The sequence below is a fragment of the Bacillus sp. B15-48 genome, from assembly GCF_016879755.1.
GTDB lineage: Bacteria > Bacillota > Bacilli > Bacillales > Cytobacillaceae > Mesobacillus_B.
Map to the genome: position 1 here is coordinate 186,479 of NZ_WOFU01000004.1, position 16,073 is coordinate 202,551.

Sequence of the window (16,073 nt, forward strand, 5' to 3'; positions counted from 1 at the left end):
AAATTCATATTTTGAATGTTAGAGTCGTTTTTTAGTTTTTGAAATTACAGTTTTTAAATAACCAATGGATTTTCAGTGCCCTCAACGATTTTTGGCCGGCTTTTCTTATCTTAATTTTTGGGTGTTTGTGGTAATTCTATTTTATTTTATTAATAGGATATATTTATCAAATTAAATTTGAGGAAAATATTAAAAGTATCTACAAAATAGCATCAAAATTCTTTTTCACTCAATTACAATTGTAACAATTTCATCATAATAAATTACAAAAATAGCAAATTGGATCTATATAATATGAGAACAATAGCTTTTATACTATTTTTCAATTACATAGATTTGGAGGAATATGCTTGAGAAAATTCATTGCAAAATTACTAGTTGCTACATTGTTATTCAGTGTGGTACCGCCGCACAAAAGAAACCTATGTATATGACGAAAATAAAAATTACCAAAAATCTGTAACGGATCCATTAGGAAGGACCACAACTACGAAATACAACAAGTGTTACGGATCCGGCATTAAATACAATTAATTACACTTATGATCTTCGGAATTTGCTGACACAGGTTAAAGATGCAAAAGACAATGTAACCACTTATGAGTATGATGCCAATGGCAATTTGATAACGGCGACAAATGCTTTAATGAAACAGACGCTTTTCACGTATAATGCCCAAAATCAACTGTCACCGCGAAAAGAGCCACTAGGATAAACAACATCATTTGTTTATGACGAAAATGGAAATACAAAAAAAACTGTGTTTCCATCGGGAGATAAGCTGCAATACATTTATAATCGGAATAATCAACTCGTTCATGTAGCAGTAAATGGTTCAAGAAAATGGACGTATACGTATGATGCCAATAGCAATATCGATTCAATATTGAATGTCGTCACAGGGGAAAGAAAGACTCTTTCTTATGATAAGAACGATAAGAGGACTAAGTCCGAACTAGGTAACCAGTCTATCGAGTATGCATTTGATGAAACAGGTGTTGCCACTCGAACAATAGGCCGATCGAATGCACAGTCTTTTTCTCAAACTTATACGATTGATCGTTTGGAACGTCTGACTCATATTAAGCGAAATGGAGCTAGCCAAGTTTCTCTAACGTATAACAAAACAAATTCATTAGCTACGATATCGTATGTAAATGGAATTTTATCTACGTATGAATATGATGTTGCAGGACAGCTTAAGACGTTAACGATAAAAAAGGGAACAACAACTATTGATGCCTTTACGTATGAATATGACCAACGAGGAAATATTACATCCGTCATTTCTAATGCAGGTAATGCCACGTTTCAATACGATAACAATAACCAGCTAATCCAAGAAACAACAGTAGATGGTAAGTCTATTACTTATGAGTACGATGTAGTAGGCAACCGGACAAAGCAGATAACGGAGGAGAATGGTCAGGCAACAACGAAGACTTACTCGTATAATGCCAATAATCAACTAACTGCATTAGATGGTCAATCATATATGTATGACCAAAATGGAAACCGTACGCAGGATGGAAGCTACAAGTATGTGTATAATAAATTAAACGAGCTGGTCGAAATCCAGACACTAAGCGGCCAGACAGTGGCAATATACACGTATAACGAAGACAGTAAACGAATAAGCAAAACAATTAATGGCCAAACGACATATTATCATTACGATGAAAATCAGGTACTCTTCGAAACTAATGATACCGGCACCATTACGGCTGAATACAGTTATGATGATTCAGGCCGTCCATTGACGATGACAAAGGATGGAAAAACGTATTATTATTTACTAAACGAACATAAGGATGTTATCGCCTTAACAGATGCATTAGGAAATATGGTTGCATCCTATACGTATGACGCATGGGGAAACCTTCTCTCCAAAACCGGTCCGATGGCCGATGTGAACCCATACCGTTATGCCTCTTATCGGCAGGATGACGAAACAGGATTGTATTATTTGTTGGCACGCTACTATGAGCCAAAAGAGGGATTGTTTTTATCAATCGATCCGCAGCCAGGAGAAGCAAACAATCCAATCAGCCAGCATCCATATGTTTATGTACAGAACAACCCTGTCATGCTAGATGATCCAGAGGGAGAGCATCCATTTGTATTTATAGCTGTTCGTGTTGGTGGGAAAATTATTTACAAACAGGTAAGAAAAAAAGTAGTGCCTTATGTAGCTAAGAGATATAAGGGTAGGGGTAATTACACTATAATGATTTTAAATATTATAGGAAAAAATTATTTGTTTCTAATCCTAAAATACCACGTGAATTTAAGTGCTTTATTAAAGGATAATATTTATGAAGTTATGAAGTATTGTGATAACTAAAACTGATATAGTCTTCGGCTTCCTAACCAGAATAAACAATAATTAATATTAAAAAGAAGTACAGGGTACGTCCCCCCATGCTTCCCCCTTAAAAGTCTCCCCATTTTTAAAGAAGAACTTGAAAAGCTTTTAGAGAATGCTAGAGGGAAAATAGAGGTTCCATTCTAATGGAGCCTTTTTCCACAGGGGCAATTGTTAATTTTATTTGTTTTCTTAATTAACTGATAATTTTTCGTGTGAAAAGTTCATTTATGGACATTTGACCGAAGAAATCCGTAGGCTTTTTGAACGATAATGCTGGTAACGCGTTTTTTAATCTAAGTACTAGTATTAAAAACGCGATATTTCGTTGATATATTGCTAGTACTCGTAATAAAACGCTGTAAAATGAGGGTTTAATCCGAGTACTAGCAATAAAATGAGGTAAGAAGGCCGATATAATCCCTGTACTAGTAATAAAAAATGCCCCAAAATCGGTTTAATCTAAGTACTAGCAATAAACCAGCCTAATAATCACGGTTAATCCAAGTACTAGCAATAAAACTTAGCACCGGGAAGCACAGGGTACGTCCCCATGCTCCTTCCCATGCTCCTACTTAAAAATTAATTTTAAAAAACGAGCACAGTTGAAGTGTGCTCGTTTTTTACTTCACAAAGAATCTGGACTTTTCAGATATAAAATCAGCAAGAAAGACTAGGAGTATGTAACATATAAGCAGCAAGGTGATTTCGGTATAGTGAAAAAAGCTCATGCTTAGTTTAAACTCCTGACCGAGTCCACCAGCTCCAACAAAACCGACAACAATCGTTGTGCGCATAATTACTTCCCAACGATAAAGAATATAAGTTAAAAATTTCGGAAGAACAGTTGGGAATACACCGTACATGAGGATTTGTGCCTGGTTTGCACCCGCTGAAGCAAGATTCCGAATCGGACGGGAATCTGTATCTTCAATGACCTCTGCGCATAATTTTCCGAGAATCCCAAAATTATGAAGGGCAAGTGCAATTGCACCGGGGAGGATTCCTGGTTTAAAGATAAAAATGATGATCATCGCCCAAACAAGTTCAGGGATAGCACGGCTAAAAATATAACTCAGTCGAATAAAGCCAAAGAGGAACCAACGGTACCATTTCTTTGACAAAGTTAACGTGCCATCGGCAACATTATGTGCTGCAGGAATTACTGTTAAAAACATGACGATCGTTGAAAAGCCAATGGCCATAATACTCATTTGTAAAGTTTCGATCGTTAGTTCGAACGCATAAGACCAATTTTCTCGATTCAAGAAGGCGACTTCCGCTTGACCAATCCCAAATAGACCTTTAAAAAATTTACTTGCATACTCTAGATTATGTCTTGAGAATAATTCAGCCAAACTTGCTTTTTCAATCCCGATGACAAAGTACCAGGAACCAATGACTAGAAGAATAGCAAAATAAAGTGAGAAGGTAACGAAATTAAATTTACGTTTCTTCATTACGATAGCCTCTTTCGTAACATATTGCTCCAACCATCAATTAAAACAACAAGAATGATGAGGAAATACATGAACGTCCATACTTCGTCATAACGTAGGTCATTAAGTGAAAGCTGAATTTGATAACCTAGCCCACCAAGGCCAACAAAGCTCATAATTGCGGAAGAGCGGACAGCGCATTCGTATCTGTACATCGTATAACTAAGGATGTTGTTTTTTACGCTAGGGAAATATCCGTATAAAAGGCATTGAAGCCTAGAAGCGCCAGCAGCTCTTAATGCCTGTATTGGTTCATCCGGGACGTCATTAATCATATCGGCAAATATTCTTCCGAGAATTCCGCCGTATGGAATGGCAAGTGCAAAAATCGCGACATAAGGGGAAAGTCCGAAAGAGGCGACAAATAACCACGCCCAAACAAGTTCGTGAATCGCACGCATAAAACCGAGAATGCCACGGAAAGACCCCTTCATAATGGATCTTGATCTTTTTCCTGTTGCAAGAACTCCTGAAGCAAGAATGCCCAAAATCAACGCGAGAATCAAGGCGAGGCTCATTCCGGTTGTTGCGTAGACAAGGGTAATCCATGATGATTCAATTGCTAGTAGAATGATATTCATCGATAGTTCAGGAGTAAACATTGCAGCGAAGATTTCGACGGCCGTGCTGATTCCACTGGCGTGCATAACCCCCTCGTTCCAATTAACCCCAAGTAAACTCCAGACAAAAACGAGCAATAAAAAGAGGGTTAGAATTTTCCTTTTATGTAAATCAAATGAGAGCATACTCTATGTCAGCTCCTTTAGCTGATAAAGCTCATTAAGCTGTTCATTTGTAACTTCATTCGCAGGGAGATCAAAAAGAATCTTACCGTTTTTTAAGGCAATCAATCGTGTGAAATATTTCTTGGCATATTCTACTGAATGGAGGCTAGCAATGACTGTTTGTTTATCTTCTTTTGCAATTTCTGTAAGCATTTGCAGGATATCCTCAGCTCTCGCTGGGTCAAGAGATGCAACTGGTTCGTCAGCAAGGATAATTTCAGGTTTCTGCATTAACAATCGTGCGAGTGCTACCCGCTGTTGCTCGCCACCGGATAAATTAGACGTGCGTTCAAACTGTTTGTCAGCCAGGCCAACGCGCTTGAGTGCTTTTGTTGCATGTTCTTTTTCTTGTGGAATAAATAGCGAGAATAGAGACTTAAAAAAGCCCCAATCGGCCAAACGGCCTGCTAGCACATTATGAATGACTGCAAGCTGTCCGACAAGATCAAATTGTTGGCGGATAATGCCGATTTTTTTTGCTCGTTTTTTTTGATCAGCATAATGAGCAATTGGTCTATCATCAATCATTATCTCACCTTCATCAGGTTCTAAAATAGACGCTAGCAAATTTAAAAGGGTTGTTTTCCCGGCGCCACTTGGACCGATTATAGCAATCATCTCACCGTGCTCAACCATAAAAGAAAGGGAAGATAAGGCTATCTTCCGCTCATAGTTTTTTGATACTTTATTAAAATTGATCATTTTTTGTTCTGACAAGTGACATCACCTACTTGATGATTCCTAATTCTTTGGCAACTTCCTCAATCGCATGATAATGTTCATTGTTCGTTTCAATAAACTGGTCAGTAGCGAGAAGATCCATTACATCGTTGTCACCATGCTTCATTGACAAGATGGCATCTTTTATTTTTGATTTTGTCTCCTCATCCATTTTATTCACGGTCCAGTTATAGTCATAATACTCAGGAGTCGTATAGAAAACTTTTACTTTATCTGTGTCAACTTTTCCTTCTTCAACAGCAGTTTCCCAAACAGAGATATTCAGGGCTCCAGCTTGAAATGCCCCTGATTCGACTAATTTATACGTTTTATCGTGAGAACCAGAAAAATTGGGGTTTCCATTAAGATCTTCTTTTGAATCAATTCCTGCTTGCATCATAAAATATCTTGGCATTAAATGACCAGAAGTTGAACTTTCGCTCCCAAATGTAAAGGTTTTTCCTTCAATATCTTCCAGTGATTCCATTTCTAAATCCGCTTGTGCAATAAAGACAGATTTAAATTCTTCATCGATTGGTCGTTGAGCAATCGCTTCAGCTTCAGGGACAAGGTTTCTTGCTTGAACACCTGTTAATCCACCAAACCAAGCTAATTGAACTTCGCCTCTTTCAAATGCGGTTACTAGTGCAGCATAATCGACGGAAGGAACAAACTCAACATTAAAGCCCGTTTTTTCTGCAAGGTCAGCAGCAAAATCATCCATGCTTCGATTAATTTCAGCTGTATTTTGATCAGGAATCATCCCGATTTTTATCGTTTGGACATTCTCTGTTTCTGTGGCACTGTTTTCCTCATTATCTTGCTCGTCTCCCGCTCCACAAGCTACTAGGAATAAAATCAATAACATACTCAGCAACGTAAAAAGATATTTTTTCATGTAATCGCTCCTTTATGTAAAAATCTCATATAAATATAACATTATTCACTTGTAAACATGAAATTCTTTTTACCGATTGTTCAGTGAGCAAACGATTGATAAAATCAATATGTACGATGAAGGAGTTTGAATAACAGAAAAAGCTTGGAATTTCTAATGAATTCCAAGCTTTTTTTCGTTATTTTTAATTGTTTGTGGCCCACTCTTCTACATTCCATATTTTTGTAATCCAGTCTTCATAAAAATCAGGTTCATGGCTGACAAGAACGATTGTTCCTTTGTAGTTTTTCATTGCCTTTTTCAGCTCTTCTTTTGCATGGACATCGAGGTGATTTGTTGGTTCATCAAACAGAAGCCAATTGCTTTCTTCCATCATTAGTTTACAAAGTCTGACCTTAGCTTGTTCACCACCGCTTAATTGATTAAGCGGACGGGATATATGTTCATTTTTTAAGCCACAGCGAGCAAGAGCGGCCCGCACTTGGTGTTGATCTAGTACAGGGAACGCATTCCAAACATCATCAATTGGTGTAATGTCTTTAGGTTTGACCTCCTGTTCAAAATAGGACGGATAAAGGAAGTCGCCTCGTTCGATTTTTCCGCTTAAAGCTGGGATTTTCCCTAAAATGGTTTTCAATAAGGTTGATTTTCCAACCCCATTCATCCCAACAATCGCGATTTTTTCGCCTCGCTCGATTGTCATTGTTAGCTTTGGTAACAGCGGGTGAGTGTAACCTATCTCAAAGTCAATCCCTTCAAATACGTAGCGACTACTGCTCCGTGATTCTTTAAATTCAAATGTTGGTTTTGCTGCCATTTCAGGACGATCAATTCGTTCCATACGGTCCAATTGTTTTTGTCGGCTCTTTGCTCGACCTGTTGTTGAATAACGCGCTTTATTTTTAGCTATAAATTCTTCTTGTTTTTTAATAAATTCTCGTTGCTTTTCATACGCATGAATATGTTGGTTTTTATTAAGTTCTGCGAGTTCTAAAAATTTCTCATACGTTGCTGTATAGCGGGACAGCTTTGAAAATTCCAAATGAAAGATAACGTTAGAAACAGAATTCATAAATTCGGTGTCATGTGATATTAGAAGAAAGGCGTATGGATATTCTTTTAAGTATCCAGATAGCCAGCGAATATGTTCGACATCTAAGTAGTTCGTTGGTTCGTCGAGCAAAAGAACTTTTGGTTGTTCAAGCAGTAGTTTTGCGAGAAGCACCTTTGTCCGTTGTCCACCACTTAGTGCGGCTACATCACGCTCTAGCCCAATTGCATCGAGCCCGAGACCTCGTGCTGCTTCTTCTATTTTCATATCAAGTGTATAAAAGCCTCCTGCATCCAGTTCGTCTTGGATTGTTGCCATTTGTTCAAGGAGGACCTCTAACTCTTCAGGTGTTGCATCAGCCATTTTTCCTGTTACTTCATTTAATTCCGCTTCTTTTTTAAAAAGGGGGAGAAAAGCATCTCTTAGCACGTCGCGCATCGTCCGTCCAGGTGTTAAAACAGTATGTTGGTCAAGGTATCCGTACTCGGTACCGGGCGTCCATTCGACTTTACCAGAATCATGGATGAGTTGATTCGTAATAATATCCATCAATGTGGATTTTCCTACGCCATTTGCTCCAACAAGGCCTGCGTGGTCTTCTGCCAGCAAGCGGAAAGAAACATCTTTAAATAAGGTACGGTCACCAAAAGAGTGACTTAAACGATCTACTGTAAGTAAACTCATATATTTTCCTCGCTTTTTTTGTTATTATTCATGAAAATGCTCATTATTCGATGATACTAAATTCAAGAGGTTACGACCAGTCTTTATTAATGGAATTTCTCATTCATCTTGAGCAAGCAATAGGATTACGAAAAATTGTATATTATAATCCTGTAATGGGAGGCTATCAATGTTAAATCATTCCTCTATTTGCTATAATTGTATTAGTAAAAGGGGGGATTTGAAGTGAAAGCTACTGGTATTGTGCGCAAAACGGACCAGCTTGGCCGCATCGTCATCCCAATGGAATTGCGAAAGAAGATGGACATTCACGAGAACGACCAGCTTGAGATTTTCGTTGACGAAGATATGATTATCCTCCATAAGTTTCAACCAGATAAAGCAGATAAAGCATGTATGATAACCGGAAAGGTAAGTGAAGAAAATTTTGAATTTGCTGGAGGAAGGATTGTCCTTAGTCCTGAAGGAGTAGATCAGCTATTGGCTGAAATCCAGCCGTACCTCCAAAAGACCACTTCTTGAGAAGGTAAAACATCTACATAGCAGCGTGTTTGAATCGCTGCTATTTTTTTTTTATTGTTTCTGGTATGATTTTAGCGGTAGCTTTTTTAGAATATAATGAGTTTATTGAGTAATTTCTTATTCACTGTCTCGTTCTATAATGAAAAGAAGAGTGATTGAGTTTTTATGGGAAAGGCGTGCGAGATGAAAAAACATATACCAAATTTACTTACGTTCGGAAATTTGTTTTGCGGGTTTTTAGCTATTAGTTATATTATTCATGGCGATTTGAGGAATGCCCCTATCTTAATTTTTATTGCAATTATGCTGGACGCAGTCGATGGTCGAGTGGCAAGAATTCTTGGTGTCTCGAATGAATTAGGGAAAGAGTTGGACTCTTTAGCTGATATCGTGTCCTTTGGAGTGGCGCCGGCATTGCTTGTCGCCAACACGTATTTGGCTGATTTTGGAATGATGGGAATCGTGATGGCAGGGTTATTCCCTTTATTTGGTGCCTATCGGTTAGCACGTTTCAACATTAGTGATTTTACAGAATCTCATCGACACTTTAAAGGAATCCCAATTACATTAGCAGGAGGAATTGTTACCTTTCTGGTTTTGTTTGCAAAAATTATTCCATTACTCGTTTTTATTATTTTATATTATTTTTTGGCCATACTTATGGTCAGCAAGATTAAAATCCCAAGCTTAAAAAAGATCAAATTACCGAAATACATCATCCTTATTAATTTGTTTTTATTTTATATGGTCTATTTATTGGCAAAATCAAGGTTTGAGCAGGTCCCGATTTTCTTTTATGTGGCGTTAGGAACATATATTTTATATGTTGTTGTGCGTTTTTTCAAAGAAAAGGATCCGAGGTTTCCTATTCGCCGTAGACGGCTGCCAAAACGATTTAAATGGAAATTACGTAAAAATAAAGAGTGAAAATAATCGAAAGAAGGAGTTCAGATGCTCCTTCTTTTTTTCTGTTATTCTCTAAAAGGTCGTTGCCGAATATATATAAATAACTTCTATTCTATAATTGGATTTGCGAGGAGGGTGCTTTTTAATGTCTAACAAGAATTTGGAACGTTTTTTATTAACGAACCTAAATAAGTTAAAGAGCAGCGGACTTTATAATGTAGTCGACCCGATCGAAGGTGCGAACGGCCCATTTGTATCTATTCATGGCAAAAAGTTAATCAATCTTTCTTCCAATAATTATCTAGGATTAACGACAGATGAACGTTTAAAAGATGCGGTAAAGAAGGCAGTAAATGATTTTGGAGTTGGTGCAGGAGCTGTAAGGACTATTAACGGTACGCTCGAACTTCATCTTGAACTTGAAGGGAAATTGGCTAAATTCAAAAATACGGAGGCTGCGATTGCTTATCAATCTGGTTTCAACTGTAATATGGGAGCCATATCTGCAGTTATGGACAAAAATGACGGTATCCTATCTGATGAGCTAAATCATGCTTCCATCATCGATGGTTGCCGCCTTTCTCGAGCGACAATTATTCGTTATAAACATTCTGATATGGATGATCTTCGTAAAAAATCGAAAGAAGCGAAAGAGTCGGGAAGATTCAAAAAACTGATGGTGATTACCGACGGTGTCTTTTCGATGGACGGAGATATTGCCAGGCTTCCAGAAATCGTTGAAATTGCAGAGGAATTTGACCTCATTACGTATGTTGATGATGCCCACGGTTCAGGAGTTCTTGGGGGTGGAGCAGGAACGGTTAAACATTTCCATTTATCAGATCGCATTGATTTTCAAATTGGAACACTTTCGAAAGCAATCGGTGTGGTAGGCGGCTATGTTGCTGGGAAACAAGCTTTAATTGATTGGCTAAAAGTACGAAGCAGACCGTTTTTGTTCTCTACTGCACTTCCTCCTGGTGATGTGGCGGCAGCTATTAAGGCGATAGAATTGTTAACTGAAAGCAAGGAACTAAATACGCTTCTTTGGAAGAATGCCAACGATTTAAAAGCAGGTTTACAACAGTTAGGTTTTGATACTGGAAAAAGTGAAACTCCGATTATTCCGTGTATGATCGGTGATGAATGGCAAACTCAAGAATTGAGCAAACGTTTATATGATGAGGGGGTGTATGCGAAAGCGATTGTCTTTCCAACTGTTCCTAAAGGAATGGGGAGAGTAAGGAATATGCCGTCTGCTGCACACACGGAAGAAATGATTAATAAAGCTTTAACCGCTTATAAAAAGGTTGGGAAAGAAATGGGGCTAATATAGCCAATTTTGACGATCCACGAGCTGTTTGAATAGGATATTGTAGCGAATGCTGGATATGAATACGTGGAGGAGTACATCGAGATGAAGCGAATCATGATTACAGGTGCTCTCGGTCAAATTGGTTCTGAATTAACTGTTAAACTAAGAAAACTATACGGAGAAGAAAATGTTCTGGCGACTGATGTTCGTAGACAAGAATGTGAAGTAGTAAAAGGTGGACCGTTTCAAATTTTAGATGTGTTGAATGAAAAAGACATGATGACTGTGGCTAAAAAATATAAGGCCGATACGGTGATTCATTTAGCAGCACTATTATCAGCGACTGCTGAAAGGAATCCACGCTATGCTTGGAATCTAAACATGAATGGCCTCATTCACGCGCTCGAGACTGTCCGGGAAATGAATGCTAAATTATTTATTCCAAGTTCGATCGGTGTATTTGGACCAAGTACACCAAAGGATGGGACACCCCAAAATACCATTCAACGACCGGCAACTATGTATGGCATTAATAAACTAACAGGAGAATTACTTGCACACTATTATTTTCTCCGGTATGGTGTTGATACTAGAGGATTGCGATTTCCAGGAATCATATCCTACCAATCCCCACCAGGCGGCGGTACGACAGATTATGCAGTTGAAATCTATTGTGAAGCTATAAAAAAAGGTTCATATACGTCATATCTTTCCAAAGGGACCTTTATGGATATGATGTATATGCCTGATGCGCTGGGTGCTATCGTTCATTTAATGGAAGCAGATGGCTCAAAACTTAAACACCGCAATGCCTATAATATTACTTCGATGAGTGTCGCTCCTGAAAATATTGCCGAAGCAATTCAAAAAAGAATCCCTCACTTCACGATTCATTATCACGTCGATCCAGTTAGACAAAAAATTGCCGACAGTTGGCCGAATTCGATTGATTCTTCTATTGCAAAGGAAGAATGGGGGTTTAATCCTCAATATGATCTCGCTAAGATGACAGAGGATATGTTAGAGAATTTGGTCTTGAAATTAGGGGATAAATAATAGAATGTAGGCGGTTCAGTATTTTTTTTCTTTTGGCTCTGTTATAATTGAATGTTGATTTTACTATGTTTGAAAAATAAGCGGATAAATTCCGCCTAAACTGGGAAATACCGATATTTCCTTAAAAATAAGGGGAGTATTTCCGTCTATATGATTAAAACCTTTGAATTTTGGCTTATTTAGAGCAGTTAACCGGAATATCTCCGCTTATTTCCGCTCCATAAGCCTCCACTCTATACATTAGGCGGAAATTCTCCGCCTATATTACAAGAAAATCAACTTTTCTTTTGAAATTGCATAAACGCAAAAAAGAGCTTCAGCACCACTAAACAAGACGCTGAAGCTTTGTAATGAAGATTAGTTAACGAACGACACGGATTAATTTGTCCGACTTTTCCGTAACATGTCCAATTATGTTCGCATGTGTTAGACCGACTTTGTGAAGATCTTCTAAAAATGGTTGAACGTTTGACTCATCAAGGGCAACGAGAAGTCCTCCTGATGTAATTGCATCGCATAGAACGAGTTGTTCTGCTTCAGAAATATCATTATACTCAACATCGTTTTCTAGCCATTTGTGATTGGCTTTAGAACCACCAGGAACGATCCCTTTTTCGGCTAATTCGTACGTTCCATCAAGGACTGGAACTTTTAAAAGCGAGATTTCAAGGGACACCCCGCTGCCTCGTGCCATTTCGCTGCCATGTCCAAGCAAACCAAATCCAGTTACATCTGTAACAGCATGTGGTTGGTATGGTTTTAGCGCTTCTGCAGCTGATTTGTTTAATAGAGCCATTGTTTCGGTAACGATTTTTTCTTGGTTAGCTGTAACAGCATTCCGCTTGATGCCGGTAGTAAGAATGCCAACTCCAATCGGTTTTGTTAAAACGAGAACGTCTCCAGGCTTAGCGCCGATATTTTTCCAAATGTCATCTGGATGGGCGATGCCAGTTACGGATAAGCCAAATTTTGGTTCTTGATCATCAACTGAGTGACCTCCAATCGTGATGGCACCTGCTTCTGTTACTTTGTCACTAGCACCTCTCATGATTTCGGCTAAAATTTCTGGTCCTAATTTTTTCACAGGATATCCGACAATATTAAGGACCGTTTTTGGTTCGCCACCCATTGCATAGACGTCACTTAGCGCGTTGGCTGCAGCAATTTGGCCAAACATATATGGATCATCCACAACTGGCGTAAAATAGTCTACTGTTTGAATTAAGGCAATTGAATCTGTAAGTTTATAAACTCCAGCATCATCAGCTGTTTCATTGCCGACTAGTAATTCCGGTACAGGCTCTTGTTTAGGCAATAGACGCAAAACTTGCGTCAAGTCCTCAGGACTGATTTTACAACCTCAGCCAGCTTTAGAGGACATCGAAGTAAGACGTACTTTTTCTTGTTTACTCATCGTGACGAAACACCTCCAGTTTCTAGTATAACGGACTATTTTTTAAAAATCACTTTTCATATCAATTATTTGTGAATTTCCTGTATTTTCACTATAATAAAAATGGAAATATGGAAGTGGAGGTTATTTAGTCCGATGAAAACATTTCGAGTTGAAGTCGAATTTTGTATGCAATGAAATTATGCTCCAAAAGCTGCGAGTTTCGCAGAAGACTTATTTACACATTTTCGTTCCCAGATTGAAAAGATGGAATTAGTTCCTGCTTCAGGTGGGGTGTTTGAAGTGACAGTGAACGGTGAAAAGATCTATTCGAAGGCTGAAACTGGGGTATTCCCATCATCTGACGAAATTATTGCTAAGTTAGCCGACTAAAAATAGGCGTCTGATTTTTTCAGACGCCTTTCATGTTTTACTTTTCATGGAAAATCTATTGCGAAATCAAGTGTTTAAAGGTGGAGGTACTAGCCATCCTTTTTGCTTATTTATTTTCAAAAGATTCTCTTGTTGCTCTACTCTTTGTTTATGGAACTCATTATACATTTGGGCAATGTCTTCGCGAATGGACATACTCATAATGTAGCTGCATAAAATTTTTCCTGACATAATTTCCTTTCCGACAAGTGCTGCGACTTCTGGATCATTAAATCTTGCCCCAGCAGGAATATCACTAATATTGACCATCGGTCGGTCTGGCGGGGCAGGCGGGAGCCTTAGACCATTTTCCTTTAACAGACTTTCGATTTGCTCTTCCTCTTTTTCAATACAACTTTCTGAGTATTCTTTCAGGAATTTTTTTAAATCAACGTCACCAGTGTGGTTGTTTAACACTTGTAGAGTTACTAGAAAAGCTTTTGATTCAAATAAATGAGTCCATAAATGATACACTTCCCCGGCATGCATAGGTTCTTCTTTCGGATCGCCACTAAGAATCCCCATTTCAATCCCTCCTGTAGATCTTCTTACGGTAGTTTTTGTTTAACTAAGAGGTTTAATACGGGAATTAACGTGTTTTAACTACTTCTAACGCCATATAATATACAACCGACACCAAGTAAAACCCAAAACATCTTCGCGAATGAAATTTTATCCGCTAATCCTAATAAACCGATGGTTGTCGTTAATATGAGGATGACGGGGCCAACTAATGCTAACGAACTATTAACGACTAATGCCTTTCCAACGTCATTCAGCTTCAGCATGAGAATCGCGGCGAAAATTTCAATACTTCCCGATAAAATACGTAATGTTGCCATTCCGAGTACGGCTTTTTCGATTAAATTTAACATCATTTCCTCCTGAAAAATAGTCGTTTGTGAAAAATATATGCACGAAGTGGGAGAAGAAGGACAAGTTCTCGTTTTAATCTGAGGACTAATTGAAAATAATGATATAATGTACATGCAATTTGAACTTCTGGAGGGAATTAGTTTGAATCGTTTATTAAGGCAAATGCCACCGGTCCATGAACTTCAAAGGGATATTCGATTTGAAGGGATCGCTGAAAAGACGGGTATAGATAAGAGTATATTAACGAATCAGTTAAAACAGATTGTCGATCATGTTCGTCAAGAGGTTATAAAGAACCAATGGGACGGCCCAATACCAGGGGAGGAGCCCTTTTTTAGTTATTTATTCAATCAACTGGAGGACACGGTAAATAAACAACAAGGTTATACATTAAAGCGAGTCATTAATGCAACAGGGACGATTTTACATACAAATTTGGGAAGGGCACGATTAAGTGACCGTGCGACAAAGCATGTTCTTGAAACTGCGCAAAATTATTCCAACCTTGAATATAAGCTTGAGGAAGGTGAACGTGGTTCAAGACATAGTCATGCCGAAGCACTTATAAAGGAAATTACCGGTGCGGAAGCAGCGATGGTTGTAAATAATAATGCTGCTGCTGTTTATCTTATACTCCGTGCATTAGCACATGAGAAGGAAGTAATTGTGTCCCGTGGGCAATTAGTTGAAATTGGTGGGTCATTCCGAATTTCTTCAATTATGGAAGAGAGCGGTGCAAAACTTGTTGAAGTCGGTACAACCAATAAAACGCATTTATTTGATTATGAACGCGCGATTGGCGAAGAAACGCGAATGATTTTAAAAGTACATACGAGTAATTTTAAAATTATGGGGTTTACACAATCGGTCAATACCGATGAGCTTACAAATTTGGCTTCAAAACATGAAGATATTATTTTTTATGAAGATTTGGGTAGCGGAGCATTATATGATTTCCGTCTTCATGGAATTGGAGAGGAGCCTCCCGTTAGTGAAGTATTAAAAATGGGGGTTGATCTTGTGTCTTTTAGTGGGGATAAGCTGTTAGGTGGTCCACAGGCAGGGTTGATTGCCGGTAAAAAGCATTTAATTGACCAATTAAAAAAACACCAGCTTGCCCGCGTATTACGAGTGGATAAAATGACATTAGCTGCACTAGAAGGGACGTTAACCGATTATTTAAAAGGAGAGAAAGGTGTTAAGAACAATCCGACTGTTCATAGTCTTCTCGTTTCTGCAGATGAAATAAAAGCGAGGGCACAAACCTTTATTGACAGGCTGGAGGCAGCATCGGATTCATATAAATTAACAATGATAGAAGGGGTAAGTCAAGTTGGTGGGGGAACGATGCCAGAGGTCGAATTGCCGACCTCGTTAATCGCCTTAACCCATAAAACGTTGTCAGTAGAACAACTTGCTAGAAAATTAAGAACAGAGGCGACTCCATCAATCGTCGTTAGAATTCAAAATGAAGCCATTTATATCGACCTTCGAACGGTTACTGATGAAGAAGAAAACCTAATGATTGATAGCTTAAATTCATTTTCTTAAAAACAAGTCCCTGCTGCTGT

At 38.3% G+C, this 16,073-nt stretch carries 13 protein-coding genes and 3 pseudogenes; 8 read left to right on the forward strand and 8 right to left on the reverse strand.

Annotated elements, in window-relative coordinates; all coding sequences use genetic code 11:
* Positions 1-520: 520 nt before the first annotated feature.
* Both GNT69_RS26215 and GNT69_RS14250 read left to right on the forward strand, forming a co-directional pair.
* Positions 521-715 (forward strand): annotated as a pseudogene (locus GNT69_RS26215) (RHS repeat domain-containing protein); the annotation flags it as partial.
* Positions 716-733: 18 nt separating this feature from the next.
* Positions 734-2,344, forward strand: a pseudogene (locus GNT69_RS14250) (RHS repeat domain-containing protein); the annotation flags it as partial.
* A gap of 644 nt (positions 2,345-2,988) precedes the next feature.
* Here the strand turns inward: GNT69_RS14250 and GNT69_RS25515 are convergent.
* The 5 genes from GNT69_RS25515 to GNT69_RS14270 all read right to left on the reverse strand — a co-directional run bounded on the left by GNT69_RS25515 (position 2,989) and on the right by GNT69_RS14270 (position 8,002).
* Complete coding sequence (locus GNT69_RS25515; RefSeq protein WP_239094233.1) at positions 2,989-3,825, reverse strand: PhnE/PtxC family ABC transporter permease; 837 nt, start codon at positions 3,823-3,825, stop codon at positions 2,989-2,991.
* Positions 3,825-4,610: a PhnE/PtxC family ABC transporter permease gene (locus GNT69_RS25520; RefSeq protein WP_239094234.1), complete on the reverse strand. Its 786-nt coding sequence runs from the start codon at positions 4,608-4,610 to the stop codon at positions 3,825-3,827. The genes GNT69_RS25515 and GNT69_RS25520 overlap by 1 nt, the downstream gene beginning before the upstream one ends.
* 3 nt (positions 4,611-4,613) lie before the next feature.
* On the reverse strand, positions 4,614-5,366 hold the full coding sequence (gene phnC / locus GNT69_RS14260; RefSeq protein ID WP_239094235.1) for a phosphonate ABC transporter ATP-binding protein: 753 nt from the start codon (positions 5,364-5,366) through the stop codon (positions 4,614-4,616).
* A 10-nt stretch (positions 5,367-5,376) separates the two neighbouring features.
* Positions 5,377-6,267 carry a putative selenate ABC transporter substrate-binding protein gene (locus tag GNT69_RS14265; protein ID WP_203555653.1) on the reverse strand — a complete coding sequence of 297 codons (891 nt, stop codon included), beginning with the start codon at positions 6,265-6,267 and terminating at the stop codon, positions 5,377-5,379.
* 184 nt (positions 6,268-6,451) lie between these two features.
* On the reverse strand, positions 6,452-8,002 hold the full coding sequence (locus GNT69_RS14270; protein WP_203555654.1) for an ABC-F family ATP-binding cassette domain-containing protein: 1,551 nt from the start codon (positions 8,000-8,002) through the stop codon (positions 6,452-6,454).
* 225 nt (positions 8,003-8,227) lie between these two features.
* On the opposite strand from GNT69_RS14270, the gene GNT69_RS14275 reads away from it, so the two are divergent.
* From GNT69_RS14275 to GNT69_RS14290, 4 genes are all read left to right on the forward strand, one after another.
* Positions 8,228-8,524 carry an AbrB/MazE/SpoVT family DNA-binding domain-containing protein gene (locus GNT69_RS14275; RefSeq protein ID WP_203555655.1) on the forward strand — a complete coding sequence of 99 codons (297 nt, stop codon included), beginning with the start codon at positions 8,228-8,230 and terminating at the stop codon, positions 8,522-8,524.
* Positions 8,525-8,707: 183 nt separating this feature from the next.
* Positions 8,708-9,451 (forward strand): CDP-diacylglycerol--serine O-phosphatidyltransferase, encoded by a 744-nt coding sequence (gene pssA, locus GNT69_RS14280; RefSeq protein WP_203555656.1) that lies wholly within the window; start codon positions 8,708-8,710, stop codon positions 9,449-9,451.
* Positions 9,452-9,575: 124 nt separating this feature from the next.
* Positions 9,576-10,766, forward strand: a complete 1,191-nt coding sequence (locus GNT69_RS14285) for a glycine C-acetyltransferase (protein WP_203555657.1) — start codon at positions 9,576-9,578, stop codon at positions 10,764-10,766.
* An 81-nt stretch (positions 10,767-10,847) separates the two neighbouring features.
* Positions 10,848-11,801 carry an NAD-dependent epimerase/dehydratase family protein gene (locus GNT69_RS14290; protein WP_203555658.1) on the forward strand — a complete coding sequence of 318 codons (954 nt, stop codon included), beginning with the start codon at positions 10,848-10,850 and terminating at the stop codon, positions 11,799-11,801.
* A 361-nt stretch (positions 11,802-12,162) separates the two neighbouring features.
* Here the strand turns inward: GNT69_RS14290 and selD are convergent, their stop codons facing one another.
* On the reverse strand, positions 12,163-13,215 hold the full coding sequence (gene selD, locus GNT69_RS14295) for a selenide, water dikinase SelD (protein WP_203555659.1): 1,053 nt from the start codon (positions 13,213-13,215) through the stop codon (positions 12,163-12,165).
* 189 nt (positions 13,216-13,404) lie between these two features.
* On the opposite strand from selD, the pseudogene GNT69_RS14300 reads away from it, so the two are divergent.
* Positions 13,405-13,587 (forward strand): annotated as a pseudogene (locus tag GNT69_RS14300) (Rdx family protein); the annotation flags it as partial.
* A 66-nt stretch (positions 13,588-13,653) separates the two neighbouring features.
* Here the strand turns inward: GNT69_RS14300 and GNT69_RS14305 are convergent.
* Together GNT69_RS14305 and GNT69_RS14310 are read right to left on the reverse strand one after the other, a co-directional pair.
* Positions 13,654-14,151, reverse strand: coding sequence for a DUF3231 family protein (locus GNT69_RS14305; protein ID WP_203555660.1), 498 nt, complete (start codon positions 14,149-14,151; stop codon positions 13,654-13,656).
* A 74-nt stretch (positions 14,152-14,225) separates the two neighbouring features.
* Complete coding sequence (locus GNT69_RS14310; RefSeq protein ID WP_203556004.1) at positions 14,226-14,501, reverse strand: YqhV family protein; 276 nt, start codon at positions 14,499-14,501, stop codon at positions 14,226-14,228.
* A 142-nt stretch (positions 14,502-14,643) separates the two neighbouring features.
* On the opposite strand from GNT69_RS14310, the gene selA reads away from it, so the two are divergent.
* Positions 14,644-16,053 carry an L-seryl-tRNA(Sec) selenium transferase gene (gene selA, locus GNT69_RS14315; protein WP_203555661.1) on the forward strand — a complete coding sequence of 470 codons (1,410 nt, stop codon included), beginning with the start codon at positions 14,644-14,646 and terminating at the stop codon, positions 16,051-16,053.
* The last annotated feature ends 20 nt before the right edge of the window (positions 16,054-16,073 follow it).